This window comes from Claveliimonas bilis (assembly GCF_020892095.1).
GTDB classification, from domain to species: Bacteria; Bacillota; Clostridia; order Lachnospirales; family Lachnospiraceae; genus Claveliimonas; species Claveliimonas bilis.
Map to the genome: position 1 here is coordinate 2,009,266 of NZ_AP024845.1, position 26,815 is coordinate 2,036,080.

At 44.5% G+C, this 26,815-nt stretch carries 30 protein-coding genes, 1 tRNA gene and 2 riboswitches; of the genes, 28 read left to right on the top strand and 3 right to left on the bottom strand.

Annotation, left to right across the window (positions count from 1 at the left end; genetic code table 11):
* The first annotated feature begins 45 nt into the window (after positions 1 to 45).
* From EUBC25_RS09825 to EUBC25_RS09855, 7 genes are all read left to right on the top strand, one after another.
* A complete protein-coding gene (locus EUBC25_RS09825; RefSeq protein WP_230105309.1) occupies positions 46 to 444 on the top strand; it encodes a NifB/NifX family molybdenum-iron cluster-binding protein in 399 nt (132 codons plus the stop codon).
* Complete coding sequence (yqeC, locus tag EUBC25_RS09830; RefSeq protein WP_230105310.1) at positions 350 to 1,294, top strand: selenium cofactor biosynthesis protein YqeC; 945 nt, start codon at positions 350 to 352, stop codon at positions 1,292 to 1,294. The genes EUBC25_RS09825 and yqeC overlap by 95 nt, the downstream gene beginning before the upstream one ends.
* Complete coding sequence (gene yqeB / locus EUBC25_RS09835; RefSeq protein WP_230105311.1) at positions 1,291 to 2,652, top strand: selenium-dependent molybdenum cofactor biosynthesis protein YqeB; 1,362 nt, start codon at positions 1,291 to 1,293, stop codon at positions 2,650 to 2,652. Before yqeC ends, yqeB begins: the two co-directional genes overlap by 4 nt.
* Positions 2,653 to 2,815: 163 nt before the next feature.
* Positions 2,816 to 3,673 carry a molybdate ABC transporter substrate-binding protein gene (modA, locus tag EUBC25_RS09840; RefSeq protein ID WP_230105312.1) on the top strand — a complete coding sequence of 286 codons (858 nt, stop codon included), beginning with the start codon at positions 2,816 to 2,818 and terminating at the stop codon, positions 3,671 to 3,673.
* A 3-nt stretch (positions 3,674 to 3,676) separates the two neighbouring features.
* Positions 3,677 to 4,351, top strand: coding sequence for a molybdate ABC transporter permease subunit (modB, locus tag EUBC25_RS09845; protein ID WP_230105313.1), 675 nt, complete (start codon positions 3,677 to 3,679; stop codon positions 4,349 to 4,351).
* A gap of 9 nt (positions 4,352 to 4,360) precedes the next feature.
* Positions 4,361 to 5,428, top strand: coding sequence for a sulfate/molybdate ABC transporter ATP-binding protein (locus EUBC25_RS09850; protein ID WP_230105314.1), 1,068 nt, complete (start codon positions 4,361 to 4,363; stop codon positions 5,426 to 5,428).
* Positions 5,429 to 5,441: 13 nt separating this feature from the next.
* The gene (locus EUBC25_RS09855; protein ID WP_230105315.1) at positions 5,442 to 5,807 is read left to right on the top strand and encodes a winged helix-turn-helix domain-containing protein; all 366 of its coding nucleotides are present in this window, start codon (positions 5,442 to 5,444) and stop codon (positions 5,805 to 5,807) included.
* Positions 5,808 to 6,006: 199 nt separating this feature from the next.
* Here EUBC25_RS09855 and EUBC25_RS09860 read toward each other — a convergent pair whose 3' ends face one another.
* Positions 6,007 to 7,809, bottom strand: coding sequence for a sigma-54-dependent transcriptional regulator (locus EUBC25_RS09860; RefSeq protein WP_230105316.1), 1,803 nt, complete (start codon positions 7,807 to 7,809; stop codon positions 6,007 to 6,009).
* A 188-nt stretch (positions 7,810 to 7,997) separates the two neighbouring features.
* On the opposite strand from EUBC25_RS09860, the gene EUBC25_RS09865 reads away from it, so the two are divergent.
* The 9 genes from EUBC25_RS09865 (at position 7,998) to thiC (ending at position 16,632) form a co-directional block, all read left to right on the top strand.
* Positions 7,998 to 8,474: a PPC domain-containing DNA-binding protein gene (locus EUBC25_RS09865; protein ID WP_230105317.1), complete on the top strand. Its 477-nt coding sequence runs from the start codon at positions 7,998 to 8,000 to the stop codon at positions 8,472 to 8,474.
* Positions 8,475 to 8,500: 26 nt separating this feature from the next.
* Positions 8,501 to 9,403 carry an NAD(P)-dependent oxidoreductase gene (locus EUBC25_RS09870; RefSeq protein WP_230105318.1) on the top strand — a complete coding sequence of 301 codons (903 nt, stop codon included), beginning with the start codon at positions 8,501 to 8,503 and terminating at the stop codon, positions 9,401 to 9,403.
* Positions 9,404 to 9,434: 31 nt separating this feature from the next.
* Positions 9,435 to 10,463: a DctP family TRAP transporter solute-binding subunit gene (locus EUBC25_RS09875; RefSeq protein ID WP_230105319.1), complete on the top strand. Its 1,029-nt coding sequence runs from the start codon at positions 9,435 to 9,437 to the stop codon at positions 10,461 to 10,463.
* An 83-nt stretch (positions 10,464 to 10,546) separates the two neighbouring features.
* A complete protein-coding gene (locus tag EUBC25_RS09880) occupies positions 10,547 to 11,029 on the top strand; it encodes a TRAP transporter small permease (protein ID WP_230105320.1) in 483 nt (160 codons plus the stop codon).
* Positions 11,030 to 12,313: a TRAP transporter large permease gene (locus EUBC25_RS09885; protein ID WP_230105321.1), complete on the top strand. Its 1,284-nt coding sequence runs from the start codon at positions 11,030 to 11,032 to the stop codon at positions 12,311 to 12,313.
* 34 nt (positions 12,314 to 12,347) lie between these two features.
* Positions 12,348 to 13,619, top strand: coding sequence for a 3-oxo-tetronate kinase (gene otnK / locus EUBC25_RS09890; RefSeq protein ID WP_230105322.1), 1,272 nt, complete (start codon positions 12,348 to 12,350; stop codon positions 13,617 to 13,619).
* 14 nt (positions 13,620 to 13,633) lie between these two features.
* A complete protein-coding gene (locus tag EUBC25_RS09895) occupies positions 13,634 to 14,221 on the top strand; it encodes a class II aldolase/adducin family protein (protein WP_230105323.1) in 588 nt (195 codons plus the stop codon).
* A gap of 153 nt (positions 14,222 to 14,374) precedes the next feature.
* Positions 14,375 to 14,480: riboswitch (TPP riboswitch) on the top strand.
* 250 nt (positions 14,481 to 14,730) lie between these two features.
* Positions 14,731 to 15,240, top strand: coding sequence for an energy coupling factor transporter S component ThiW (gene thiW, locus EUBC25_RS09900; protein WP_230105324.1), 510 nt, complete (start codon positions 14,731 to 14,733; stop codon positions 15,238 to 15,240).
* A gap of 81 nt (positions 15,241 to 15,321) precedes the next feature.
* The gene (gene thiC, locus EUBC25_RS09905; RefSeq protein ID WP_230105325.1) at positions 15,322 to 16,632 is read left to right on the top strand and encodes a phosphomethylpyrimidine synthase ThiC; all 1,311 of its coding nucleotides are present in this window, start codon (positions 15,322 to 15,324) and stop codon (positions 16,630 to 16,632) included.
* 78 nt (positions 16,633 to 16,710) lie between these two features.
* Here thiC and EUBC25_RS09910 read toward each other — a convergent pair whose 3' ends face one another.
* Positions 16,711 to 17,541, bottom strand: a complete 831-nt coding sequence (locus EUBC25_RS09910; RefSeq protein ID WP_230105326.1) for a polysaccharide deacetylase family protein — start codon at positions 17,539 to 17,541, stop codon at positions 16,711 to 16,713.
* Positions 17,542 to 17,714: 173 nt separating this feature from the next.
* On the opposite strand from EUBC25_RS09910, the gene EUBC25_RS09915 reads away from it, so the two are divergent.
* From EUBC25_RS09915 to EUBC25_RS09955, 9 genes are all read left to right on the top strand, one after another.
* Entirely contained in the window at positions 17,715 to 18,887 is a 1,173-nt protein-coding gene (locus EUBC25_RS09915) for an iron-containing alcohol dehydrogenase (RefSeq protein WP_230105327.1), read from the top strand.
* Positions 18,884 to 19,354 carry a flavodoxin gene (locus EUBC25_RS09920; RefSeq protein WP_230105328.1) on the top strand — a complete coding sequence of 157 codons (471 nt, stop codon included), beginning with the start codon at positions 18,884 to 18,886 and terminating at the stop codon, positions 19,352 to 19,354. The genes EUBC25_RS09915 and EUBC25_RS09920 overlap by 4 nt, the downstream gene beginning before the upstream one ends.
* A 19-nt stretch (positions 19,355 to 19,373) precedes the next feature.
* On the top strand, positions 19,374 to 20,003 hold the full coding sequence (locus tag EUBC25_RS09925; RefSeq protein ID WP_230105329.1) for a TetR/AcrR family transcriptional regulator: 630 nt from the start codon (positions 19,374 to 19,376) through the stop codon (positions 20,001 to 20,003).
* A 64-nt stretch (positions 20,004 to 20,067) separates the two neighbouring features.
* On the top strand, positions 20,068 to 20,601 hold the full coding sequence (locus EUBC25_RS09930; protein ID WP_230105330.1) for a flavodoxin family protein: 534 nt from the start codon (positions 20,068 to 20,070) through the stop codon (positions 20,599 to 20,601).
* 37 nt (positions 20,602 to 20,638) lie between these two features.
* Positions 20,639 to 21,643, top strand: coding sequence for an aldo/keto reductase (locus tag EUBC25_RS09935; protein ID WP_230105331.1), 1,005 nt, complete (start codon positions 20,639 to 20,641; stop codon positions 21,641 to 21,643).
* A gap of 114 nt (positions 21,644 to 21,757) precedes the next feature.
* Positions 21,758 to 21,873, top strand: a riboswitch (FMN riboswitch).
* 115 nt (positions 21,874 to 21,988) lie between these two features.
* Positions 21,989 to 22,633 carry an ECF transporter S component gene (locus EUBC25_RS09940; RefSeq protein ID WP_230105332.1) on the top strand — a complete coding sequence of 215 codons (645 nt, stop codon included), beginning with the start codon at positions 21,989 to 21,991 and terminating at the stop codon, positions 22,631 to 22,633.
* A 25-nt stretch (positions 22,634 to 22,658) separates the two neighbouring features.
* On the top strand, positions 22,659 to 23,306 hold the full coding sequence (locus tag EUBC25_RS09945; RefSeq protein WP_230105333.1) for a flavin reductase family protein: 648 nt from the start codon (positions 22,659 to 22,661) through the stop codon (positions 23,304 to 23,306).
* A gap of 18 nt (positions 23,307 to 23,324) precedes the next feature.
* Positions 23,325 to 23,648 carry a DUF3784 domain-containing protein gene (locus tag EUBC25_RS09950; RefSeq protein ID WP_230105334.1) on the top strand — a complete coding sequence of 108 codons (324 nt, stop codon included), beginning with the start codon at positions 23,325 to 23,327 and terminating at the stop codon, positions 23,646 to 23,648.
* A 52-nt stretch (positions 23,649 to 23,700) separates the two neighbouring features.
* Positions 23,701 to 24,873 carry a tyrosine-type recombinase/integrase gene (locus tag EUBC25_RS09955; protein WP_230105335.1) on the top strand — a complete coding sequence of 391 codons (1,173 nt, stop codon included), beginning with the start codon at positions 23,701 to 23,703 and terminating at the stop codon, positions 24,871 to 24,873.
* Positions 24,874 to 24,969: 96 nt separating this feature from the next.
* Here the strand turns inward: EUBC25_RS09955 and EUBC25_RS09960 are convergent.
* Positions 24,970 to 25,040, bottom strand: a tRNA-Trp gene (locus tag EUBC25_RS09960).
* A 178-nt stretch (positions 25,041 to 25,218) separates the two neighbouring features.
* Between EUBC25_RS09960 and EUBC25_RS14885 the strand changes: the two genes are divergently transcribed.
* Genes EUBC25_RS14885 through EUBC25_RS09975 form a run of 3 tightly spaced genes read left to right on the top strand, consistent with a single transcriptional unit; the run spans position 25,219 to position 26,782 of the window.
* Entirely contained in the window at positions 25,219 to 25,722 is a 504-nt protein-coding gene (locus EUBC25_RS14885) for a DUF1905 domain-containing protein (protein ID WP_311135877.1), read from the top strand.
* A 2-nt stretch (positions 25,723 to 25,724) separates the two neighbouring features.
* Positions 25,725 to 26,114 carry a DUF6483 family protein gene (locus EUBC25_RS09970; protein WP_230105336.1) on the top strand — a complete coding sequence of 130 codons (390 nt, stop codon included), beginning with the start codon at positions 25,725 to 25,727 and terminating at the stop codon, positions 26,112 to 26,114.
* Positions 26,115 to 26,143: 29 nt separating this feature from the next.
* Entirely contained in the window at positions 26,144 to 26,782 is a 639-nt protein-coding gene (locus EUBC25_RS09975; RefSeq protein ID WP_230105337.1) for a GNAT family N-acetyltransferase, read from the top strand.
* The last annotated feature ends 33 nt before the right edge of the window (positions 26,783 to 26,815 follow it).

Sequence of the window (26,815 nt, forward strand, 5' to 3'; positions counted from 1 at the left end):
AAAGACCCACTGGGATAGAAAATGCCTAAAAAGGAGCGGATGAAAATGAAAATAGCAGTAACCTACGAAAACGGAGAAGTATTTCAGCATTTTGGACATACGGAACAGTTCAAAGTCTATGAAGTAAACGACGGAAAGGTGACAGAGAGTCATATCGTGGATACAAACGGGCAAGGACATGGTGCTCTTGCAGGCTTTCTTCAAATGGAGAAAGTAGATGTTTTGATATGCGGCGGAATCGGCGGCGGAGCAAGGACAGCTCTTGCGGAAGCAGGCATTGAGCTTTTGCCGGGAGCTTCCGGCAATGCAGATGAACAGGTGGAAGCTTATCTTGCAGGTGCACTGAATTATGATCCGGATACGCTGTGCAGCCATCATCATGAAGAAGAAGGCCATGACTGTGGCGGGGCACATGAAGGATGCGGACATCACTGCGGCGAATAGAAGAAAAGCGGTGAATGGCAGAAAAACAATGCAAAGAGAAGAAAAAAAGATCGTGGAAAAGTGGGAAAAGGGCAGATTATGCCCTTTTCCTGGCATTTTGGAAGCGTTGGGAGTCTGTCCTGATGCTGCAGAGAGGATCAGTGTGGCAGGCGCGGGAGGAAAGACTTCCCTTATCAAAGCTCTTGTGGAGGAATATAATGCCCGGAATATTCCGGCAGCGGTGACGACAACAACGCACATGTATGCAGAGGAGAAACCTTATTTTCTACTGGAGCCTTCAGAAGAAAAGATGATACAGATTTTAAACCGGGAAGGGAAAATTTTTCTGGGTAAGAAGGCGGAGGCAGGGAAAATGCAGATGCCGGATGAAGTTTGGATGGAAAAATTGCTGCAGCTTAACTGCCCGGTTTTGATAGAGGCGGATGGAGCGCGGCGTATGCCGATCAAGGTGCCGGGAGAAAAGGAACCCGTCTTTCGGAAAGAGACAGGACGCATTTTGTATGTGTATGGTATGGATGCAATCGGAAGACCCCTTGAAGAGGTTTGTTTTCGGGCGGAAGAGGCAGCTCGGATTTTGGAAAAAGAGATGACGGAGCCGGTTCTTCCACGGGATATTGCCAGACTTGCCATGCACCAGAGAGGCAGGGCAAAAGGAGTGAATAAGGCGGTGAAATACGCCCTTATTTTAAATAAAACAGATTTGCCAGGAAAAAAGGAAGCGGCCCGGGAGATCTGCGAGATTCTTCAGGAATGCGGATACGAGAATCCTATCCTGTGTCTGGGGAATCTGGACCGTCGGTATACACAGGAGTTGCCATCTGAGGGAAGAGGAGAGCATAGAAAGAGATGAAAATATTAATAAGAGGAGCCGGTGATCTGGCGACAGGAATTGCTGCCCGGCTTTACCACAGCGGACATAATATTCTTATGACAGAAAGAGAAGCCCCTTTAACTGTAAGAAGAACGGTGGCTTTTTCCAGAGCGGTGTACGAAGGAAGCGCCAAAGTAGAGGATATGGAAGCGCGCCTGGTCCATTCTCTGGATGAGGCATATGCAGTGATGGGGGATGGAAATATTGCGCTGATCGTAGATGAGGCAGCAGAAATCCGAAAGGAATTTTGTCCCGATGTGGTAGTAGATGCTATCCTGGCAAAGAAGAATTTAGGGACGAAAATAACGGACGCACCGCTGGTGGTCGGCGTCGGCCCGGGATTTTATGCAGGACAGGACTGCCACTGTGTGGTGGAAACGAAACGGGGACATACCCTTGGACAGGTAATTTATGATGGAGCGGCGCTTCCCAATACCGGTGTGCCGGGTGAAGTGGGAGGCTACACGACGGAAAGGCTTTTGAAAGCTTCCGGTGACGGAGTGATGGAGCCTTTGATTTCCATTGGCGATATGGTGGAAAAAGGGCAGATTGCAGCCTATACAGGAGGGGAGCCGGTGTATGCCGCAATGTCCGGAATGGTGCGGGGAATGCTGCAGAAAGGCGTTTCAGTGGTAAAAGGAATGAAGATCGGGGATATTGACGCACGGTGTGAAAAGGAACATTGCTGGACGATTTCAGACAAGGCAAGAGCCATCGGAGGCGGCGTTCTGGAAGCGGTGCAGTGTTATGAGACGGTAAAAGGCAGATTTGCCATAGTTATGCTTGCGGCGGGTACAGGAAGCAGGTATGGAAAAGATAAGCTTTCGGAAGTGCTGGCAGGAAAGCCTCTTTATCAGCATTCCATGGAAAGACTGGAAGCGTTTTGCGGAAGAGAGCGTTTTGTCGTGACGGGAAACGCTGTGATCCTTGAAGAAGCAAAAAAGCGGGGCATCAGCGGAATCGTAAATCGGGAGCCTCACCTTGGTATTTCCCATTCTCTGCAGCTTGGATTACAGGCTGTTTTAAGAGAGAAACCAGAGGTAGAGGGTGTTTTGTTTGGAGTGTGTGATCAGCCGGGACTTAAGGTCTCCACGATTCAGAAAATCTGGAATACGGCGGCAGTACGGCCGGGAAAGATCATCTGCGCCGGCAAAGACGGACAGCCGGGAAATCCGGTGCTGTGGCCAAAGAAATATTTCAGGGAATTGCTGGAATTAAAAGGCGACACAGGAGGCCGGGCTGTCATGAGAAAATACCCGGAGCAGGTCTATGTTGTAGAGGCGGATGAGAGGGAGCTGAAAGACATTGACCGGAAAGAGGATATGGGAAGCTTCTGATGCAAATTTTTTTGCGGAAAGCGAATTGTTTTTAAAAATAATTTGATGTATACTGTATTTGAGAGTTTGAGAAAAGATAAATATTTACAAAAAGATTAATATTTGCAAAAAGATTAATATTTGCAAAAAGATTAATATTTGCAAAAAGCAGGGAGGAAAGAGAATGAAAAGGAAAATCGTAAGTCTTTTGCTGGTATCAGCCATGACGGCAGTTCTGGCAGCAGGATGCGGAAGCAGTGAGGAGAATGCAGATGCATCTGACAGCAGTCAGTCAGAAACTGAGGCTGATACTCAGGAAGAAGGTCAGGAAGAAAGCGGAGAAGATGAAAAGACGGAAATACTCGTTGCGGCATCAGCCAGCCTGGAATATGCATATGAGGACGAACTGATTCCTATGTTTGAGGAACAAAATCCGGATATTACAGTGAGCGGAACCTATGACAGCTCCGGAAAACTTCAGACTCAGATTGAAGAAGGAATGGAAGCGGATGTCTTTATGTCGGCGGCTACAAAACAGATGGATGCCCTGACGGAAGAAGGAATGATCGAAGAAGATTCTGTGACAGATCTACTGGAAAATAAAATTGTACTGATCACATCTGCTGATTCACAGTTGGAATTATCTTCTTTTGAAGATATTACAAAGGCGGATACCATTGCCATCGGAGACCCTGCCAGTGTACCGGTTGGACAGTATTCAGAGGAAGCTCTGACAAATCTGGGACTGTGGGATCAGGTACTGGCAAAAGCCAGCCTTGGAACGAATGTGACGGAAGTACTGAACTGGGTTGCAGAGGGAAGCGCTCAGGCCGGCATTGTATATGCAACAGATGCAGCTACTACAGATAAAGTAAAAGTTGTGGCAGAAGCTCCGGAGGACAGTCTGGCAGAACCGGCTATTTATCCGGTAGGAATTGTTTCCGCGTCCGAAAATAAAGAGGCGGCAGAGAAATTTGTGAAATTTTTGAAAAGCGATGAGGCAATCCAGATATTTGAAGATTACGGATTTATAAAGAGGTAGGATATGGACTGGTCACCAATTCTGATTTCTGCAAAAACGGCGTCTCTTGCCATTGTGATCACGTTTTTTGCCGGGATTTTGGCGGCGTTTCTCGTGGTGAGGATCCGTCATGAAAAATGGAAAATGATATGGGACGGAATTTTGACCCTGCCTCTGGTCCTGCCGCCGACGGTAGCCGGTTTTTTCCTGCTTTATCTCTTCGGAGTGAAACGGCCTATTGGCCGTTTCTTTCTGGAGTTTTTCGGGGTGAAAATCGCCTTTTCGTGGGGAGCGACAGTCCTGGCGGCGGTAGTGATTTCTTTTCCTTTGATGTATCGTTCTGCCAGAGGGGCCTTTGAGCAGGTCAATGGCGATCTCATTGATGCTGGGCGGACGCTTGGAATGTCGGAATGGAAGATTTTCTGGAAAATCCTGTTTCCCAATGCACTGTCCGGAATTTTATCAGGGGGGATCCTGGCGTTTGCAAGAGGGCTGGGAGAATTTGGTGCCACGGCAATGATCGCGGGAAATATTGCGGGAAAGACAAGGACCCTGCCGCTGGCTGTGTATTCTGATGTGGCAGCCGGAAACATGGAGGGAGCGTATCAGTATGTAATTGTGCTGGTGGTGATCTCCTTTCTGGTTGTGACAGGGATGAACTATGTAACATACATTTTCCAGAAATTTAACCGGAGGTAGCGGCTGAAGATGAAACAGCTGGAGATCAATTTTCAAAAACAACTGAAACATTACATGCTGGACATGAAAGTTTCCATGAATGGCGGATGTCTCGGGATCCTGGGGGCGTCCGGCTGCGGGAAAAGTATGACTTTGAAGGCGGTAGCCGGGATCGTGCGTCCGGATCACGGAAGAATTGCCACGGAAAAAACAGTGTTTTACGACAGTGAGAAAAAGATCGATCTATCTCCACAGAAACGGAAGGTAGGCTATCTGTTTCAAAATTATGCATTATTTCCCAATATGACAGTAGAAGAAAATATTATGGCCGGCATACAGGGGAAAAAGGCGGAAAAAGAGCAGAAAGCCGCCGGGTTGATGGAACAGTTCCAGCTTAGCGGATTGGAGAAACAATATCCGACTCGGCTTTCAGGAGGACAGCAGCAGAGGACGGCTTTGGCAAGAATACTGGCCAGCGAACCGGATATTCTGCTTTTGGATGAGCCGTTTTCCGCTATGGACAGCTATTTAAAGGAAGAACTTCAGCTGGAAATGCAAAGGCGGATTCGGAATTTTGCAGGATGCACCATTTTAGTGAGCCATGACAGAGATGAAATTTATCGGCTGTGTACGGATACGATGATTATGGAAAAAGGGAAAAATGTGATCACTGACAATACAAAAGCACTGTTTGAAAATCCCAGGAAAGTAGTGGCTGCCAGATTGACCGGATGCAAAAATATCTCACAGATAGAAAAAAGAGGACAGTTTCAGGTCTATGCAAAAGACTGGGGGATTTCTCTTTGGACGGCAGAACCTGTTTCGGAAAAAACAGCGTATATCGGAGTGCGGGCCCATGATATCCTGCCGGCAGCAGGCAAGTCGAGGGAAGGCGGAGCAGAAGGGGAAAACCAAGTCAACCGTTTTCCTGTACTGCCGGTGGAGCAGTCCGAGACGCCCTTTGAACAGACGATTATTTTTAAGGCGGATCAACAGGCGGAGAAAGGATTGTGGATGAAAAGTGAGCGGGGCGGCTGCCGGATTCCGGAGGCTGTGACAATTGCTCCGGAGAGACTTCTTCTCCTGGAAGAAAATTAAAAAGGTGAAAAGAATGGATAAAAAAGAAGAAAGCCGGAAATTCAGGCCTGTGGTTAAATTGCAGGTCTGCACAGATGAACCTGTGTTTGGACCGGGACTGATAAAACTTTTAGAACACCTGGAAGAAAGCGGTTCTATGAAAGAAGCCTGTCAGAAAATGGAAATGTCTTACAGCAAAGGCTGGAAAATCATAAACCGAGCAGAAAGAGAGCTTGGGACCCCGCTGCTGATCCGCCATCAGGGAGGCAGAAGCGGAGGAAAATGCGAGATAACCGCAGAAGGAAAAACGCTGATGGAGAAGTATCGTGCTATGGAAGCGGAAGTGAAAATGTGTGCCCGTGCTTCGTTTGAACGGTGGTTTGGCGAATTGGTGACGTAACACTTTTCATATAAACTACGTGTCAGCTTATGTATAACCCTGTGTAAAACTGCCAACTACGGTGTGTAAAATTGAAATTCCACATAAAACAACTGCGAGAAGCCCTGTCCTTTTTTGATTATTTTCAAAAAAGGACAGGGCTTCTCGCAGTTTTACACACCGTTTACCGCAAGTTGGCACGTAGTAAAGTTTAAAAGTGTTACGTCTCCATTTTCAACTTCTTCCACAGTGTACTGCGGCTGATTCCCAGCCGTTTGGCGGCTTTTGTCTGATTCATGCTTTCTTCTTTCAATACGAGATCGATCACATCTTTTGTGATGCCATCCAATGTCTGGTTCAGATTCAGGCGGGTATCCCTCGAAGCATTGCTTTTTGAAGGCCCCAGATGAGAGAGGATGGACTGTACATTTTCGGCGGTAATAAACTGGCTGTTGGACTGGATAACAAGTTGTTTCAGTACGGTTTGAAATTGTGAGATCCCGTACTGCCAGTGATGTTCTTCCAGAAGTTTCAGGGCTTCAGGCTCAAATCCGGCAATTTGGATGGGAAGTTCCTGGTTCAGGCTGTTCAAGTAAGAGCGGGCGATAGATACGATCAGTTCCGGCTTGTGATTAATAGAAGGAAGCTGGATCGTAAAGCCGGAGATCAGATAGCTTAAATTTTGTGAAAACTGGTTGGCGGCAATAAGGTCCCCCATGTCTCCTGTAAAAGTACAGATGACTTTGTGGCGGGATGTCAGTTCCAGATTTTCCAGGTAATAGGTGAAGAGGTTCTGCAGTGTGGGGGACAGCGCGTTCAGGTTTTTAAATAGTATGGTATAGTTATTTTCAAAGAGAGGAGAACGCTCATCTTTGAATAATTTATCACATTGTTTGGCGTTTAAATGGTAGCAGTCCACTTCAATAAGCGGATTTGAGGTGTAGGGGCTGGCGGCGTAAAGTCCGTAGGAGAAAATAGTCCTTCCGCTGCCCGGGCTTCCGCAGACAACAACAGGAGTTTTGCCGGACATGACGCTTTGGTTTTTCTCCCAGTAATCCCGATGGATCGGATTTCCCTTAATGAGCGGAAGAAAGGTCTTTGCGGTATCATAATCCATAGCTTTCCAGAATTGCGTCTGCGCAAACACAAGGGGAATCGATTCTGAAACATGGAAAAGGTAGTAAGGAGAATCGTCATAGTATAATACCTCTCCGGTTGCTTTCCAGGCGGAATCTGAATTAGTAATAATAAATTTAATATGGTCGTGGATATGCAGTTTAGGAATCCGCGCAGCGAGATCGTCGTGGATCCGGTCTTTGTAGTTTGAAGTGAATAACGAGGAGAAAATCAGTTCGCTGTTTTGGTTGAAGATAGCCAGAGACAGGGAGGATTTTTCCACTACTTCTTTATAGAAACCGGATTCCAGGAGGATCTTGCGGCGCATTTCGCATAATTCAACTGCGTCTGAAACAGCTTTTCTCATGCTTTCCGGGCCTGTTGTGACAAGTACGGAATCCACGTTCAGCTTTTTGGCGCAGTGGACACAGGCTCCGTCCCCTACGAAGAGCTGGATGTGCTCGTCATAATAAAGTGTATTCATAAGTTCCTCCATTTCATCAGTTGTTTTGGGAGCCGGAGGAACGAGAATTTCTGTTTGATAATTTAACAATTTGCACAGGAAATGGATGTCGTCGCACAGATCAAAGTAGCTGACAAAGGCAATTCGTTTCTGCGTGGTGAGCATGGCAAGCTGCAGTGCCCGGAGAATATCGAAGCTGGAAAAGTCAACATTGATAACCGGAACGGAAGATATTTCCTGAATGAGACGTCCGGATCTTCCGCGGCATACAATAGCTTCGTATTTGGAGAGGTCAAGCGTGCTGAGTAAGGCCTCGGTTTCGTATAAGGTTGCAGAGTAAATATCTGCCTCCACATCATCTCTTTTCTGTATTTCCTGCAGGAAAAAGTTCTGAAAGCCTTTAAATGGTGCAATTGCCAGCAAACGGTATTTTTCTTTTTTCATAATTTCAACCCTCCTTATGGTTAAAAAATAAACAATAATAGCTTTGTCTATATTATAACATACAATAGAAAAATAAAAAATAAGTAAAAACGTACAAAAATAAAACAGTAAAATTATTGAATGGTGAAAAAATAAAACATATAATAGGCCCATAAACAAACGAAACACAATTTAAGGAGGAACAAAAAATGTCAGAAGTAAGAGTAAATTATGCATGTGGAACACCGGGGAAAATGATTGCGGCAAGAATCCTGCCAGGGACAGACCTGCTGACCGGATTAGAAGAAATTTGTAATAAAAATGGTGTGAAATATGGAGCAGTAAACTGCTTCGGAAGTTTTTCCGCTGCTGGTTATATGTATTTAGTGCCAATGGATGCAAAGGTTGGAGCAGGCTACGGTGATGTGATCAAAAAGGACGGACCTATTGAATTTCTTTCCGGAACCGGAATTATCACACAGACAGATAAAGGAGTAACAGAGCTTCATTTCCACGGAACAATGTGTGATAAAGAAGGAACTGTATTCGGAGGTCACATTGTAAAAGGACAGTGCCCGGTACTGACAACAGTTGACGTTGTGATCCAGGAAGCTACAGGTGTGGAAATGATCCGTAAGTATGATGAAGAAACGGACCTTACACAGGTATTTGTAGAAGAGAAATAAAGCAGCAAAGGAGAAGGGAACAAGCGATGAGAAAATATGATAAGGTAGGATTGATCGGACTTGGTGTTATGGGATACGGCATGGCACTTAATTTGATAAAAGCAGGCTACACATTAGTTGCATGTGATGTAAATAAAGAAAGGATTAAAATGATCCCGGATCAGGACAAAGTGATCGCAGTAGACCATCCCTGTGAGGTGCTGGAACATACAAATACAGTGATCACGATGCTGCCAAATTCTCCCCATGTATTAGAAGTACTGGAAGGAGAGCAGGGACTTTTAAGCGGCGAGATTCCGGAAGACCTTTTTGTCATTGATATGAGCAGCATTTCTCCTGATGTAACAAAAGAGATTGGAAAGAAGCTGGAGGAAAAGGGAGTAAAATTCCTGGATGGTCCGGTAAGCGGCGGACAGTCCGGTGCCATGAACGGTGCATTAACGATCATGGTGGGTGGAAAAGCAGAAGATTTAGAGGATGCGATGCCTTTGTTCCAGGCAGTCGGGAAAAATATTATCCATTGTGGAGAATGTGGCGCCGGACAGGTTGTAAAGGTAGTCAATCAGCTTATGTCTGCGATTAACCTGATCAGTATGTCCGAAGCCTTTACATTAGGAACGAAAGCTGGAGTAGATCCGGAAATCATGATGAATGTCATTAAAGGCGGATCAGGAAGATGCTGGGCGGTAGAAGACAGAATGCCTCAGATTCTGAAAGGCAATTTTGATCCTGGATTTACCATCAATCTGCATACCAAAGACATCAAATTGGCAGTGGATATGGCGAAAAATATGAATCTTCCATTATATGCTACCAACCTTGTGGCAGAATTATTTAAGACAGCGCAAGTAAAAGGATATGGTATGAATGACAACTGTGCAATTATCAAACTATATGAAGAACTGGCGGGGGTTGAAGTGAGAAAATAGCTGCTTCGCCGCATGTGAGAGGAGAAAGACTTTGAGAAAAAAGATATGGAGAAGCGTTGTCTGTCTTATGATGGTTGCTCTCCTGCTTGTGGGATGTGGGTCAGCAGGAAGCGGTGAAGAGGGATCGGATGAGAAATATCCCGAGATGAAACTTCTGCTGTCCACAACCGTAAGCGAGCAGTCAAATGCAACGCTTGTCGCGAAAATGTTTGCGGAAGAGATAGATAAGGCGACTGACGGCAATATCGAAGTAGCGGTTTACTCCAGCGATCAGCTGTCTGGAGGAAATATGTCGAAAGGCGTGGAGATGCTCACACAGGGAGCAATTGACTGCGCGTTTGAACCGGTAGATGTTATGGCCGTTTTGGATAATAGATTGTATGCGTTGAGCCTCCCCTGGATTTTTGATTCCTATGAAGAAGCAGAAGAGTGTCTTAATGGGGAGGGCAGAGAATTTATCAGGTCCTGCCTTGAGAAGAAAGATCTGGAGACCCTGGGATTTATTCACAATGGTTTCCGTCAGCTGACAAACAGCAGTCATGAAGTGACGAAACCGGAGGATCTGGAGAACCTGAAACTTCGTGTTCCTGGCGGTGATGTTTTTATGGAGTTCTTTTCAGCGCTGGGGGCAGATCCTGTATCCATGAGTTTCAGCGAACTGTTTACAGCTCTTCAGCAGGGAACAGTAGATGGACAGGAGAATGGATTTGACCTGATTACATCCAATAAGTTTTATGAAGTACAGGATTATGTGACAAACTGGAATTACAGTTATGGCGCGTTTGCTCTGGTGTTCAGCAGCGATACCTGGAATGAACTGAATGAAGATACTCAGCAGCTTTTGCAGGAAACAGCGGAAAAAGTATGTAAGATCGGCTGTGAAAATGTTGTAAACAATGAAGAACAACAGAAACAGGAAATCGAGGACTATGGCTGCCAGATTGTAGAGCTGACGGATGAGGAAATACAGGCATTTCAAGACAAACTGGGAGATTACTACAAAGAGATGAAAACTCGATATGGGGAAGAGGCTTGGGAAGCGTTCAATGTTGAGTATTAAACTGGAAAGGTCAGATAGCGGGAACGCCAGGCTGCTGGAACAGTCTGGCGTTCCCGCTTTTATAAATGGAGGAGGTCCTGGAAGTGAAAATCTTAGATAAGATTGTTGTGAAAATTGAAGATTATGTATGTATTGTGACATTTGTCATTATGCTTACTTTAACCTTTGTAAATGTAGTGTCCAGATTTGCTCTGCATATGGCGCTTTCATTTACAGAAGAAATTGTAACTGGGCTGTTTGTGATTGCTTCTCTGGCAGGGACATCTGTGGCAGTCCGCAATCAGTCCCATCTTGGACTGGATTTTGTAATTGGGTTTATGCCCAGAAAGGTTCAGAAAGTGTTGGCTATTGTAGCGACAATACTGGCAATTATTATGTGCGGCGTTATGTTTTACTATGGAGTTTTGATGGTGCGTCAGGAAATGTTTCTGGAACAGGTAACATCAACGATGCAGTGGCCGGAATGGATTTACGGCATGACAGTTCCGGTGGGAGCGGGGATCCTGGTACTCCGGTACGTGATCGGTCTTGTCAGTCAGCTGAAAAAGTGGAAGGAGGAAGAATAGATGCTTAATACGTCTTTGATCTTGTTTGGAATATTTATTATTCTGCTGATCTGCAACATTCCGATTGCGGTCTCTCTTGGTATTGCCAGTGTAGTCACTATTTTTATCACAGGTCTGCCTATTGAAATGTTTCCGATCAATGTTTATTCCGCTTCCAGTAAATTTGCCCTGTTGGCGATCCCGTTTTTTATATTGGCCGGGAATATTATGGAAAAGGCGGGAATATCGGAGAAGCTGATTAATCTTGCTAAAGCCTGTGTCGGACACAGGAAAAACGGAGTTGCGCTGGTCTGTGTTATTGTTTCCTGCTTCTTCGCGGCAATTTCCGGCTCCGGTCCGGCAACCGTTGCAGCGCTCGGCGTTATTTTGATTCCTTCTATGGTAAAGGAAGGATACCCGGCAAGCTTTGCAACAGCGCTTATGGCAGCAGGCGGAGCTATCGGTGTTATCATTCCCCCGTCTGTTACATTTATCGTATATGGCTCCAGTTCCGGTGCATCTATTGCTGAGATATTTATGGCAGGCGTTATTCCGGGACTTATGATGGGCGCTGCTTTGATCGTTGCCACGTTATTCTGCGCAAGGAAGTTTGACCTGAAAAAGACAGAGAAGGCCAGCGCTGCAGAGCGGTGGGCGGCTTTTAAGGATGCTGTATGGGGACTTTTGATGCCGGTTATCATCCTTGGAGGAATTTATTCCGGTATTTTCACACCTACAGAGGCTGCTGCTGTTTCGGCTGTATATGGATTGATCATCGGCATTTTCGTATACAAACGTTTGAAGATCAGTGAAATCGGACAGATGATCGTGACCTCGGGAAGTCAGACAGGTGTAGTAATGTATGTTATCATTGCAGCTTCTTTATTTGCCTGGGTAATATCTGTAGACGGAATTGCTACGGACATTGGAAACTGGCTGATGAATGTGACAAATGGAAACCTGTGGGCATTCCTGCTGATTACCAATATCATTCTTTTGATCGCAGGATGTGTGATGGATGCGACATCAGCGCTTTACATTTTTATCCCGATCCTGCTTCCGGTTGCAACAGCAATGGGCTATGATACAGTTGCATTTGGTATTTTAATGTGTGTAAACCTGGCGATCGGACTTGTAACTCCTCCGGTTGGAGTCAATCTGTTCACGGCCTGCAGTATATCAAAGCTGACCATCAAAGATACGTTCAAAGATATCGTTCCGATTATTCTGGCTTTGATCGTTGTACTTTTGCTGGTAACCTACGTACCACAGATCTCTTTGCTGCTTCCTAATTTGTTGAGTTAGAAGTGGAAAAAATGGATAAAGGAAGTGTAAAAATATGAGCGACAAATTACTAATAGGCTGTGTGGCAGATGATTTTACAGGTGCAAGTGACGCTGCTTCCTTCCTTGCAAAATCCGGGATGCGAACCATGCTCTTTAATGGAGTTCCTAAAACGGAACAGTCTTATGAAATGGATGCGGCAGTGATTGCTTTGAAGACGAGGACGGAAGAGACCGGTAAGGCGGTGGAAGATTCTCTGGAAGCGGTGAAGTGGTTTCAGAAACAGGATGCCTGTCATATTTACAGCAAATACTGCTCCACATTTGATTCCACTCCTGATGGGAATATCGGACCGATCCTGGATGCGATCCTGGATGAATGTAAGGAAAAGAGCAGTATTATCTGCCCGGCGCTTCCGGTTAACGGAAGGACGGTCAGCCAGGGGAAACTCTATGTCAATGGTGTGCCGCTGGATGAAAGTCCGATGAAAAATCATCCGCTTACACCTATGTGGGAGTCTGATCTTGGAAAGCTGATGGAGCCTCAAAGCAAATATCCCTGTATTAAAGTGACAGAAGAGATCATGAAAGGCTCTAAAGAAGAAATAGAACAATATATTGCTAAGGAAAGCCAGGGAAAAGAAAAATTTTACCTGATTCCTGATTATGTGAAAGATGAAGATGCTGCAAAAATTGCGGAAGTATTTGGAGATATGAAGGTATTGAGCGGTGGGTCAGGTATCCTTACAGAACTTGGGAAGAAATACTGTGGAAAAGCAGAAGGCGCAGCGATGCCGTCTTCCGCAACAGAGGGACGGGGAATCGTGCTGGCGGGAAGCTGCTCCCAGGCTACCCTGGAACAGATCCGCGTATTCCAGGAAGCAGGACATTATTCCTGTAAGATCGATCCGGTAAAACTGTTAGATGGAACGGATACACCGGAACGTATCTGGCCCTGCGTCTTAGAAGAAAGCCAAGGAAAAGAAATCCTCATTTACAGCTCTGACACACCGGAACAGGTGAAAAAGATGCAGGATATTGGAAAAGAAAAGGTGGCGAACGCCATTGAAAAAGCGATTTCCGATCTTGCTGTTCTGGCGGAAAAGGATGGATTTCGAAGGATTATTGTGGCAGGAGGAGAGACATCAGGGGCAGTGACAAAAAAGATGGGATATGACGCATATTTAATCGGAGAGAGTATTGCACCAGGCGTGCCGGTCATGATACCGGCAGAGAATCCGCAGATCAGGCTTGTGCTGAAATCCGGTAACTTCGGACAGCCAGATTTCTTTTTGCGGGCGCTTAAGATGACAGCAAAAGAAAAATAAGGACGGTAAAAACAATGGAAGTAGATCAGAAGAAAAAGGAGACGATCTGGGTAGCACACTCCCTATTTAACAGAGGAAAAGCAACCGGTTCCACTGCCAATATCAGCTTTCGTCATGAAGACAAAATTTACATCAGCGCCAGCGGAACCTGCTTTGGGACATTGAAGGAAGAAGAATTTGCGGTTCTTGATTTAAAAGGAGAGCATATAGCGGGGCCAAAGCCCAGCAAAGAAGCGCCCCTTCACCTGCTTATGTATCAGAAAAAAGGGAGCGGGGCTGTGATACACACACATAGTTTTTACTCTACACTGTGGTCCTGCCTTCCCCATGAATCCATGATAGATATCATGCCAGAGCACACGCCTTATCTGAAAATGAAACTGGGCAAAGTGGGGCTGATTCCCTATGCGCCTCCGGGAAGCCGGGAATTATTCGGGCTCTTTGAAGAATACATGGAAGGCAGCGACGGCTACCTGTTGCAAAATCACGGCCCGGTTGTAGGAGCTGCAAGTATGATGGATGCGTTTTATGCGATAGAAGAGCTGGAAGAGAGCGCAAGGATTGCCTGGAGTCTGCGGCAGGTTGATGCGTTAATTTGCTAATTCCACACGTAACACTTTTAAACTTTACTACGTGTCAAGTTGCAGTAAGCGGTGGGCAAAACTGCGAAACATGGTGTGTAATTTTGAAAATATTCCTTCGCAGCAGTTGCAAAATCCAGATGTCAGGGATATAATAAACCCAGTACAAAATTATAGTGATACGGGGAGCTGGCTGAAGTCGGCTGAGAGGAGACTGGTTTGTTTCGACCCATAACCTGATTTGGATAATGCCAACGTAGGGATGAATATTGAGTAATTGATAGAGTTCCGTCGGTGGAACTCTATTTTTTTTCCGTGAAACGTTCTGAAAAAATTCTTTTATTTTCTCGTCTTCCCGTAGCGTCGGTGTACAAGGGGCAACATGGTCGGTGAAGGGGAGATTTTAGCCCCTTGTACACCGACGCTAAAGAAGAACTATAAAAAGAGTACCTGGCAGCGTTTTTGCGTGTAAGCAGGCGAAATGAAGTGAAAACGCAGAAGAAGCAGCAAAATAGGAAGGAGACATTTTTGTGAAGCAGAAGAATGCGACGAGAAAGCTGGTGCTGGCTGGTGTGCTGACAGCATTGGCTGTAGTTGGGAGTATGATCAGTTTCCCGGTGGCGGGAAGCAAATGTGCGCCGGTACAGCACATGGTAAATATCCTGGCAGCGGTAACCCTTGGACCAGGCTGGGGAGTAGGAATTGCATTTTGTGCAAGTCTGCTCAGAAATGTGATGGGAATCGGGAGTATTCTGGCGTTCCCGGGCAGTATGGCAGGTGCCCTGTGCTGTGGAATCGTGTATATGGTGTGCCGAAGACTTGGCGTAACCTGCTTTGCCGAAGTGTTTGGGACAGGCATCCTGGGGGCTTTGGCAGCGTACCCGGCAGCAAAATTCTTGATGGGGATGGAACCGGCCGGATTGTTTGTCTATATCGTGCCGTTTTTGATTTCTACGGTAGTAGGCAGTATTCTTGCCTTTTTGCTGATTACGATTCTGGAAAAAGGCGGCGCACTGAAACTGCTGAAGGTGGCAGGATAGAACTGCTGAAATGAAAAAAGCCGGAACAATCTGGAGGACCGGCAGATCAGAGCACACAGAAAGATAAGGAGGAAACTACGGATGGAAAATTACACAACACAAATGGATGCAGCCCGGAAAGGGATTGTAACACCGCAGATGGAAATCGTGGCAAAAAAGGAAAATATGCCGGTAGAAAAATTAATGCAGCTTGTAGCAGAAGGAAAGGTGGCAATCTGTGCAAATAAAAAGCACACATGCCTTAACCCGGAAGGAATCGGAAGCATGCTGCGCACGAAGATTAATGTCAATCTGGGAGTATCCAGAGACTGCAAAGACTATGATATTGAGATGGAAAAGGTGATGAGCGCTGTAAACCTTGGCGCAGAGGCGATCATGGATCTGTCCAGCCATGGAAATACTCAGCCCTTCCGTCAGAAACTGACAAGGGAGTGTCCGGTTATGATCGGAACGGTTCCTGTTTATGACAGTGTTATTCATTATCAGAGAGATCTGGCAACTTTGTCGGCAAAAGACTTTATTGATGTGATCAGACTCCATGCAGAGGACGGCGTGGATTTTGTTACGCTGCACTGCGGAATTACACGAAAAACAATTGAGCAGATTAAGAAACATAAAAGAAAAATGAATATTGTAAGCCGGGGAGGAAGCCTGGTCTTTGCCTGGATGAGCATGACGGGAGAAGAAAATCCGTTTTATGAATACTATGATGAAATTTTAGACATCTGTGAAAAATATGATGTGACAATTTCACTTGGGGATGCATGCCGTCCCGGATGTCTGGCGGATGCAACAGATGTGTGTCAGATTGAAGAGCTGGTGCGCCTTGGCGAGCTGACAAAAAGAGCGTGGGATCACAATGTACAGGTTATGGTAGAAGGACCGGGACATGTGCCGCTTGACCAGGTGGCTGCAAATATGGAAGTGCAGAAAAGCATCTGCATGGGCGCGCCATTTTATGTACTGGGACCTTTGGTGACAGATATTGCGCCGGGATATGACCATATCACAGCGGCTATAGGAGGAGCAGTGGCAGCCATGAGCGGCGCAGCGTTTCTGTGCTATGTAACCCCGGCAGAACACCTGGCGCTTCCTAATGTAGAAGATGTAAAGCAGGGAATCATTGCTTCTAAAATTGCAGCCCATGCCGCGGATATAGCAAAAGGCGTACCGGGAGCACGGGATATCGACGACCGTATGGCGGATGCCAGGAGAAAACTGGACTGGGATGCGCAGTTTGCGTGCGCGCTGGATCCGGAAACTGCCAAAGCGATCCGTGACAGCAGAAGTCCGGAAGACGATCACAGCGACACTTGCAGTATGTGCGGAAAATTCTGTGCAGTGCGCAGTATGAATAAAGCCCTTGCCGGGGAATATATTGACATTCTTTAATATGGATTTCATTTGGGACGGGAGTATAAAAACCCCGTCCCGATTTAAATTTATGTATTCTTTTTTGTTTATTACTTTCTATCCTTCTTCGGCGACAAGATCATTTAAATCCCCAAATTCATACCCCATTTTCTCCCAGCGTGTTAATAATTCGTCGAGAATGCCGGCGTTTGTAGAAGAAGTGCTGTGGAGAAGAACAATAGCTCCCGGATGGATGCGGGGAAGCAGTTTGTCAAAGGCTTCCTCGCGGGAAGGCTGCTCCTCTTCGTACCAATCTACATAAGCCAGGCTCCAGAAAAAGGTGTGATAGCCAAGTTCCTGGGCCATTTTTAAATTTTCCTGGCTGTATTTGCCCTGCGGCGGCCGGTAAAACTTTGTCATTTCTTTCCCTGTTATCTCTTGATAAAGCAGCTCCACCTTGCCAAGTTCGGTTTCGAAACTTTCCTTTGTAGAAATCTGCGACATATCGGGGTGGCTGTAGGTGTGGTTGCCGACGGTATGCCCTTCTTTTACCATCCTTTTGATAAGATCAGGATTATCTTCTATGAAATTACCGACAACGAAAAATGTGGCAGGGGCGTGATGTTTTTTCAAAGCATCCAGTAAAGCGCCGGTATTTCCATTTTCATATCCTGCATCAAAAGTAAGATAGATGATCTGTTTACCTGTATCACCTGTATAGTAGGCGTTCAGTTCTTTGAGATCTTCGGCTTTGGCGTTTCCGATCGGCGCTTCGCCTTCCTCCTGAAAACTAAGTCCCCAGTTTCCTTCCGATGATGTTTCGGCGGCAGCGGGAAAAACCTGCTCCACGATAAAGCCGGTCAGATGACCGAAAAAAAATGCGCCTGCAAATAAAAGGGGAAGGAGAATAGGGCGAAATGGACGGAAAGATTTGAAACGTGTCAGCATAAATTCCTCGTAAATGGCCTGTTTTATGTATTATATGTCAGCGGCCGGTAAACTAGACTACGGCGAATAAAAAGTTAAAAAATTTGCGAACAATATTGACACTATGTCAGAATGGAGCTATAGTATATGTACTGACATGGTGTCAGAATAAAAAATCAAAGGAGGACCTGCAAATGCTGGGAAATTTTTCGTATTGTAACCCGACAAAACTTTATTTTGGAGAGGATTCGCTGGATAATCTGAACATAGAACTGCCAAAGTATGGGAAAAATGTTATACTGATCTATGGTGGCGGGTCTATTAAGAAAAACGGGATTTATGATGAAGTTGTAGAAATTTTGAAAAAGAATGGAAAAAATGTAGCGGAAATCTCAGGTGTTATGCCCAACCCGACAGTGGATAAACTCTATGAAGGCATTGAAACTGCAAGAAACCATAATGCAGATTTTCTGCTGGCAGTTGGCGGGGGATCCGTCTGCGACTATGCGAAAGCAGTTTCTGTTTCTGTTAATTGTAAAGAAGATCCCTGGGAGAAATATTATATACGTTTTGAAGAACCGGACTGCGAGACTCTTCCGGTAGGGTGTGTGCTGACTATGGTAGGAACCGGATCGGAAATGAATGCCGGGTCTGTAATCACAAATCATAAGACAAAGCAGAAGATCGGCCATGTTTTTGCGGATGAGAACATTATGCCTAAATTTGCAGTTCTGAATCCTAAATATACACTGACCCTTCCTCATTACCAGATGGTATCCGGTATTTACGATATTTTTAATCATATCTGTGAGCAGTATTTTTCCGGAGAAGACGATAACACAAGCGATTATATCAGTGAAGGTCTGATGCGTTCTGTTATTTACTCCAGTCGGATCGCCAATAAAGACCCACAGAATTATGAAGCGCGGAGCAACATTATGTGGACGGCAACATGGGCGTTGAATACGTTGGTTTCCAGGGGGAAATCTACAGACTGGATGGTCCACATGCTCGGTCAGTCTGTAGGAGCTTACACAGATGCGACTCACGGCATGACATTGGCTGCTGTTTCGCTTCCTTATTATCGTCATATTCTGCCGTATGGGCTGCAGAAGTTCAAACGGTTTGCCGTCAATGTATGGGATGTTGATCCGTCAGGCAAGACAGATGAACAGGTGGCAGAAGAAGGTCTGCAGGCAATGGAGAACTGGATGAATGAGCTGGGACTTGTAATGAACATTTCACAGCTGGGAGCGACAGAGGACATGATAGAAGGTATCGCAGACGGCACTCTTATCATGCCGGGCGGATACAAAGTTCTGGAACATGATGAAATTGTGGAAATTTTAAAGGAGAGTTTAAGATGAGTAAAACATTAATTGCATATTTTTCAGCAAGCGGCGTAACTGCCCGCGCGGCAAAACAAATGGCAGATGTTGTCCATGCGGATTTGTATGAGATTCGCCCTGAGCAGCCTTATACGTCAGCTGATCTGGACTGGATGGATAAAAACAGCCGCAGTACGATTGAAATGAATGATCCGGCCTGTCGTCCGGCCATTGCAGAACCGGTACAGAATATGGAACAGTATGATACGGTTCTGGTGGGATTTCCTATCTGGTGGTATGTCGAGCCTCGTATTGTGGATACATTTCTGGAAAGCTATGATTTTTCCGGAAAAACAGTGATTCCTTTTGCCACTTCCGGCGGAAGCGGAATAAGAAAGGCAGAAAAAAGTTTGCGGGATCATTGCCCGTCGGCTTCCTGGGAAAAAGGAGAACTTGTGAACGGTTCTAAAGCGGCAGCCTGGGCGAAACGTGTCCTGAACAGTTAGAAAGGTAGGAATAATAGTTATGCCAAAAGGGTCGGAAGAATTGACGAATGCAAGAAAAGAAGAAATCATTAATGCCTGCGCTTCGCTTTATGAAACGATGGGCTTTAAAGATATAACAATTCGGGATATTGGAGCAAAGACTTCTTTTACCCGAACGTCTATTTACAATTATTTTCAGACGAAAGAGGAAATTTTCCTGGCTCTTTTGGGGCGGGAGCATGAAGCATGGGCGGCAGATCTAAGGGGCATTCTCGACAGGTATGGCTGCCTGTCTGCCGCAGAGTTTGCAGGTGAACTTGCTCATACGCTGGAGAGGCGGGGATGTATGCTGAAACTGATGTCTATGAATCTTTATGACATGGAAGGAAACAGCCGGATTGAGAATCTTGTAGCATTCAAAAAGATATATTCCAATGCGATGCAGACCGTGATCTGTTGCCTGGAAAAGTTTTTCCCGCGTATGACTGCTGTTGACATCCAGGAATTTCTTTATGCGTTTTTTCCGTTTATGTTCGGCGTATATCCCTATACGACAGCCACAGACAAACAGAAAAAGGCTATGGAGCTTGCCCATGTAGACTATGTGCACTATTCTATCTACGAAATTACGGAATTCTTTGTCACGAAACTTTTGCAGAATTTTCAGTAGCGTTGGTGTACACCGACGCTAATCACAGACAAGTGATTTTGAAAAACAGAAGGAGGCACATTTTATGAAAATTGTTGTACTGGAAGGGAGCCCGAATAAACATGGATCATCCAATCTTCTGGCGGATCAGTTTATCAGGGGAGCGGAAGAAGCAGGCCATACTGTAGAAATTATTGATGCGGCTCATGCGGATCTTCATCCGTGTACAGGTTGTATATACTGTGGTTATGAGGGACCCTGTGTGCAGAAAGATGATATGGAACAGTTCAGAAAACAGATATTGAATGCAGATATGATGGTGTTTGTAACGCCTCTGTATTATTATGGCATGTCTGCCCAGTTGAAGATTCTGGTTGACCGGTTCTGCGCTATTAACAGCAGTATTAACCGAAAACATATGAAATCAGCGCTTCTTGCGGCAGCGTGGAATGCGGATGACTGGACATTTGAGTCTCTGGAAAGCCATTACAGAACCCTGGTCCGCTATCTGAACCTTGATGATCAGGGAGTGGTGCTGGGCTATGGGTGCGGAACAGTGTCTATGACGAAACACAGTCCATATCCGGATAAAGCCTATGAGCTTGGACGATCTGTTTAATTAACAGCAGATTTTGGAAAGAAAAGGGGAGATCAGAATGGAATATGCAAAACTTGGGAATACAGATATAGAAGTATCAAAACTCTGTGTAGGCTGTATGAGTTTCGGAAAGGCCGGAACAATGCACGCTTGGACAGTGGACGAAGCAGCGACAGAGGAAATTGTAAAACACGCACTGGATCTGGGGATTAATTTTTTTGATACTGCAAACGGATATTCGGAAGGAACCAGCGAGGAATATCTTGGCAGGGCGCTTAAGAAAAATGTTTCAAGAGATAAAGTAGTGATCGCGTCTAAAGTTTATTTTAATCCCGGAAGACTTTCTGCAGAGGCGATCCATCGTGAGATAGAAGGAAGCCTGAAACGTCTCGGTACAGATTATCTCGACCTGTACATCATTCATAGATTTGATTACGAGACGCCGATTGAGGAAACAATGGAGGCGTTGAACGATCTGGTCGTATCCGGAAAAGTCCGTGCTATTGGCGCTTCTGCTATGTACGGATACCAGTTTTATAATATGCAGCTGGCGGCCAGAGATCATGGCTGGGCACAGTTTTCAGCAATGGAAAATCATTACAATCTTCTTTACAGAGAGGATGAAAGAGAACTTATTCCTATCTGCCGGCAGATGAACGTATCTCTTATGCCGTACAGTCCGTTGGCAGCCGGACATCTGACCCGTCCGGAATGGAATACAGACACCCTTCGAAGTAAAACAGACAGGGTGGCAATGGGAAAATATGACAGAAGCCAGGAGCAGGATATGGAAATTGTCCGAAGAGTTCACACTTTGGCAGAAAAATATGGCATGAAAATGCAGCAGATCGCTCTGGCATGGGAATGGGCGAAAGGTGTGACATCGCCAATCATCGGAGCGACAAAAGTGGCTCACTTTGACGATGCAGCCGGAGCATTTTCCGTAAAACTTACGAATGAAGACATTGCTTTTCTGGAAGAGCCCTATGTACCTCACAGGATTGTAGGAGCGATCGATCAAAATCCGCCGGAAGGCGTTAAGCTGCTGGATGAGAAGAAATAAGTTTTAATGGTACATTTTGACGGTATGGGAATTTTTGATTTAGATGTAAAATTTATCAAAAAGCAGTATCAATTCAATGATAAAAAGAGTATAATAAAAACCAACAACCGAATAAAGTGTCTTCGGGGCAGGGTGAAATTCCCGATTGGCGGTAAAGTCCGCGAGCGTAGATCGCATGATTTGGTGTGATTCCAAAACCAACAGTATAGTCTGGATGAAAGAAGATACCATTAGATTTCTGCAAGGTACAGCAGTGTTTGTTGCTTTGTGGTCTAATTGGAGTGTAACACCTGGAAGACATTTCCGGGTGTTATTTTTATTACTTAGATTACGGAGGGACAAAAAATGAACAGTAAAACGAAAAAAATCACGACAATTGCCATGCTGTGTGCGGTCACTTATGTTGTAATGGTTGTAGGCAGGATCCCGGTTGTGCTATTCTTAAAGTATGATCCATCGGATGTTATCGTTACTCTGGGCGGACTGATATGGGGGCCGATGACTTCCTGTATTGTGTCGGTTATTGTGGCGTCAATTGAAATGATAACAGTAAGTGATACGGGAATTTTGGGATGCATTATGAATATTATTCAAACGCTTTCTTTTGCCTGTACAGCAGCAGTTATTTATAAAAAAAGGCACACGCTGTCAGGGGCTGTTCTTGGACTGGGAGCCGGCTGCCTTGCGATGATTGTTGTTATGCTTATGTGGAACTATCTTGTAACGCCGCTTTATATGGGATATCCAAGAGAAGCTGTGGCAGAATTGCTGATTCCCGTCTTTCTTCCATTTAATTTGTTGAAAGGAGGGCTGAATGCATCTGTTACATTTCTGCTGTATAAGCCTGTTATTACTGCTTTAAGAAAAAGCGGATATGTTGCTGCTTCAGAAAAAGAGATAAGAAGCAGACATGCGGGCATGGTTTTGCTGGCGTCTATTATTATTGCAACCTGTATTCTTTTCATTTTATCAATGAATGGAGTGCTATAACGATCTTTTAAGGGAGGTGCTGTCAATGAAAATAGAGATTGGAAAAGATTTCCCGCAGTATTTTAAACCCTTGTATCCGGAGGAATTTGAGCTGTTTTCCCATTTTGAAGTGACGGCAGGCATACCGACCGTTTTGTTTGCCATTACGACATGGAAAGAAAACGGGCAACCCAATGTCTGTCTTCATTCGTGGAGCTGTTTCCATGGAGATAAGACTGCGTTCTTTGCTGTAATGGGAAATTTGTATCAGCATACGCATACCTATGCCAATATTCAAAGAGAGAAATGCTTTTGTATTAATTTCCTCCCCATAAGTTATTACGATAAATTGGTAGAAACCATTCACCACAATGATATGGAAGAAGACGAATTTGCGGCAGGGGATTTTACTCTTTCCAACGCAAAAACGATTCCAGCTCCGGTAATTGAGGAGGCTTTTATCAATATAGAATGTACCCTGAAAGAGATACAGGAATTAAGCGGTGCGGGAATTGCAGCTATGGTCATTGGGCAGGTGCAGCACATTTCCGTTGAAGAAAACTATGCAGAAGGATATGCACAGCGATATGGAAAAGAAGGATTTATGATGCTGGTGCCGGCACCGCAGAATCTTATCAGCGGAGAGCCGAATCAATCTGCCATTGCCAGTGTTGCCATTGAAAAGTATGATTAACGAAATGGGGTGGACTGAGTGAGCGATATTATTTTTGCTGTAATTACAGCGCTTATTTCCATTGCTTTATTCATATATGTATCTTTTACCGTAAGAGGAAAGGGACCGATTTTATCAAATACCTATTTATTTGCAGTTCAAAAAGAAAGAGAAAAAATAGATAAAAAGGCAGAATATCATATGGTTTCGGTTGTCTTTGGCATTTTGGCAGCAATCTTTGCATTTCTGACAGTATATATTATTACAGACTGGAAAATGTGCCTCTATATAGTGTTCATTTTGTTCGCCTGTGTTATAGCATATGCTATCAAAGAAGCTGTAAAATCTGAAAAAAGCAGATAATTGCACTGTGAACAGCAATATTTATCAGTGAAGCATGGGGCTTAAAATAGTAATGAAGAAAGAAAATGAAAAATATCTTGAAAAGCATAACCACAAAATCTGGTTTGATGAAAAAGCGAATCAGTGGATGACCTATATAGACGAACCCTCTGTAAAAAGGGGGTTCGTTTTGAAAAGACGAAAGGAAAAGGCGTCCCTTGAAAAATTAATCATTGAGCATTATCGTGCGATTGAAGAGCAACCTTGGATTTCTGATATTTTCCATGACTGGTTGACGTTAAAATTTAAGTATGGAGAAATCAGTGAGCAGACAAGAACCAGATATGAAAATGATTTTAGAAGATTTTTCCCGGATGATAATGAAATCTGTATGAAATATATAGCTGATATTACAGAGATAGACCTGGAAATGTTTATCAAGGGAAATATCAAAAAGCATAAGCTGACAAAAAAGACTTATAACGGTTTGAAAATTCTTATAAAGGGAATTTTCCGGCATGCTCGAAAGAAAAAATTGACAGATGTGATTATCTCTGTGTTTTTCGATGAATTAGACCTTTCTAAGAATATTTTTACCATACGGGAAAAGAAAACGGATGCTGAAGAAGTTTACAGTGAAGAAGAAATCCCTATTATTAAGGAGTACCTTCTCAAAAAGGACTCTTTGAGGTATCTGGGAATACTTCTGGTGTTTGTGACCGGGCTTAGAGTCGGAGAGCTTGCGGCTTTAAAGCCGGAGGATATACGTCTGAAAGAAAACAGCGGTACAATTCATGTGTGTCGGACGGAAGTGCATTATAACGAGGAAAAAGAACCGGGAAAGAGAAAAAACGTTGTGCGGGTTCAAGAGTTCGCAAAATCTGAAGCAGGAAATAGAAAGATTATTGTTAACAGCTTTGCGGTACAGATTTTACGGCGTATTCAAGAATTGAATGCTGATCCAAAAGAGTTTCTTTTTGAGGAAAATGGGAAAAGGATTAAAATTCAAGGATTTAGCAGAGCATTGAGACGGACTTGTGAAAACCTGGAAATTCCTTTTAGACCAATGCACAAAATCCGAAAGACATACGGAACGACTCTTCTTGACAATCAGGTTTCGGAGACGCTTGTTGCTCATCAGATGGGGCATGCGGATATATCGACAACCAGGAAGTATTATTTTCGCAATAATCAAAGTGAAAAACATAAGATTGAGGAAATAGAAAGAGCCCTTTCAGCTATCTGATACAGCATGAAAAAGGCTCTTTTCTAATTGTGTTCTACCTTGTGTTCCAGTTCATTCCGGACATGAAAAAAACCGCTGAAATTCAGCGGTTTTTAGCAGGGGATGAGAGAATCGAACTCCCGCTAAGAGTTTTGGAGACTCCTGTCATACCATTTGACCAATCCCCTGTACCTGTTCCCGACCTAAATCGGTCACTAGATATTTATATCACAGCCGGGAGTATTTTGTCAATTGTTATTTTGAAAAAATTGCTATTTTACAGGTTTGCCAAGACAGAAAAAATATTTCAAAAGAAAAAGCCAGGAGTTACTAGAGATAAGAGTATGGTATAATATGGCGTAGGCAATGAGCCGTGCAGAAATACAAAAGACCAAAATGCCGCTTGCAGGCAATTTGGGCATTTTGTATTTCTATAGGGCGAAAGCCCGACAGCGAGAACCCGGAGGGTTGGAGCTGGGACGGCGAAAAGGGCAGGACGGCGAAGAAGAGGCGAAAGCCCGACAGCGAGAACCCGGAGGGTTGGAGCTGGGACGGCGAAAAGAGAAGGAAAGCGGAGAAGAGTATATGGAAAAAGTATTTGAATATGATGAGATCATCCATGAAATTCCGGAAAAAGGAGGAGCCTACGTGATCTTCCCCTGGAACATTAAGGAAGTCTTCGGCAGGGGCAGAGTCAAAGTCCATGCAGAGTTTGACGGGATTCCCTACAACGGAAGCATTTTCAATATGGGAGTGAAGGATGCTGATGGAAATGTGTGTTATATCATCGGAGTTCTGAAAGCGATCCGGACAAAGCTTGGGAAAAAGGACGGAGATTCCATTCATGTTGTGGTAAAAGAGAGGGAGTAAAGATGAATTTCGAGGACGAAAAAGACTATATTATGCGGCTGATCAAGGAAATGGTGAGAGTGCTGTTTTCTTTGATGCTGGGAAAGTCATACATTTCTGTGGAAGAGGAAAAGCAGAACAAGACGGAAGTATCCGGAATGAAGCTGCCGGATTATATGGAAATGGTGGATGAAGGAAACGTAAACGAAGCGGAAAATATCCTGCTGGATGGAATAGACTATTCGGATAGAAACAGCGTGAGAGTAGCAGCGGTTTTTTATCAGTATGTAAGTGAAAAAGAAGAGGAATTTTTACAGCTTCACAATTATTCCAGGGAAGAGGCGCTGGATGGTATGAAGCAGTTGATGGAAAATGCCGGATACGGACAGTTCTATCAGGATATCAATATATAAATATATGCAGAACAGGAGAACGGTAAAAAATGATAGTGATTCGTAATGAAACAGAAAAGGATTACAAGACAGTAGAGGAGATTACAAGAAAAGCTTTCTACAATATTTATGTCCCGGGATGTATGGAACATTATCTGGTCCATATTATGAGGGACCACGAAGATTTTATAAAGGAGCTGGACTTTGTTATTGAGCTGGATGGCAAGGTGATCGGAAATATCATGTATACAAAGGCGAAACTGGTGGATGAAGCCGGGGAAGAAAAAGCAATCCTGACATTCGGTCCCGTCAGCATTCTGCCTGAATATCAGAGGATGGGATATGGAAAACAACTCATGGAACATTCCTTTCAGAAAGCAAGGCAGATGGGCTATGATGTAGTAGTGATATTTGGCGATCCCGGAAATTACGTGAGCCGGGGATTTAAAAGCAGCAGCAGATATCACATCTGCCTGCCGGATGGTTCTTATCCGACCGCTATGCTGGCAAAGGAGCTGAGGGAAAATACTTTAGATGGAAGGAAATGGATGTATTACGACAGCCCTGTAATGCAGGTTGATGAAAAGGAAGCAAAAGACTATGATGACAGTCTGGAGAAAATGGAAAAGAAAGTGCTTCCATGCCAGGAAGAATTTTACATCCTAAGTCACTCCTGCCTGTCAGTATAAAAGGATTTATACTTTGAAAAATAGATTCTAAAA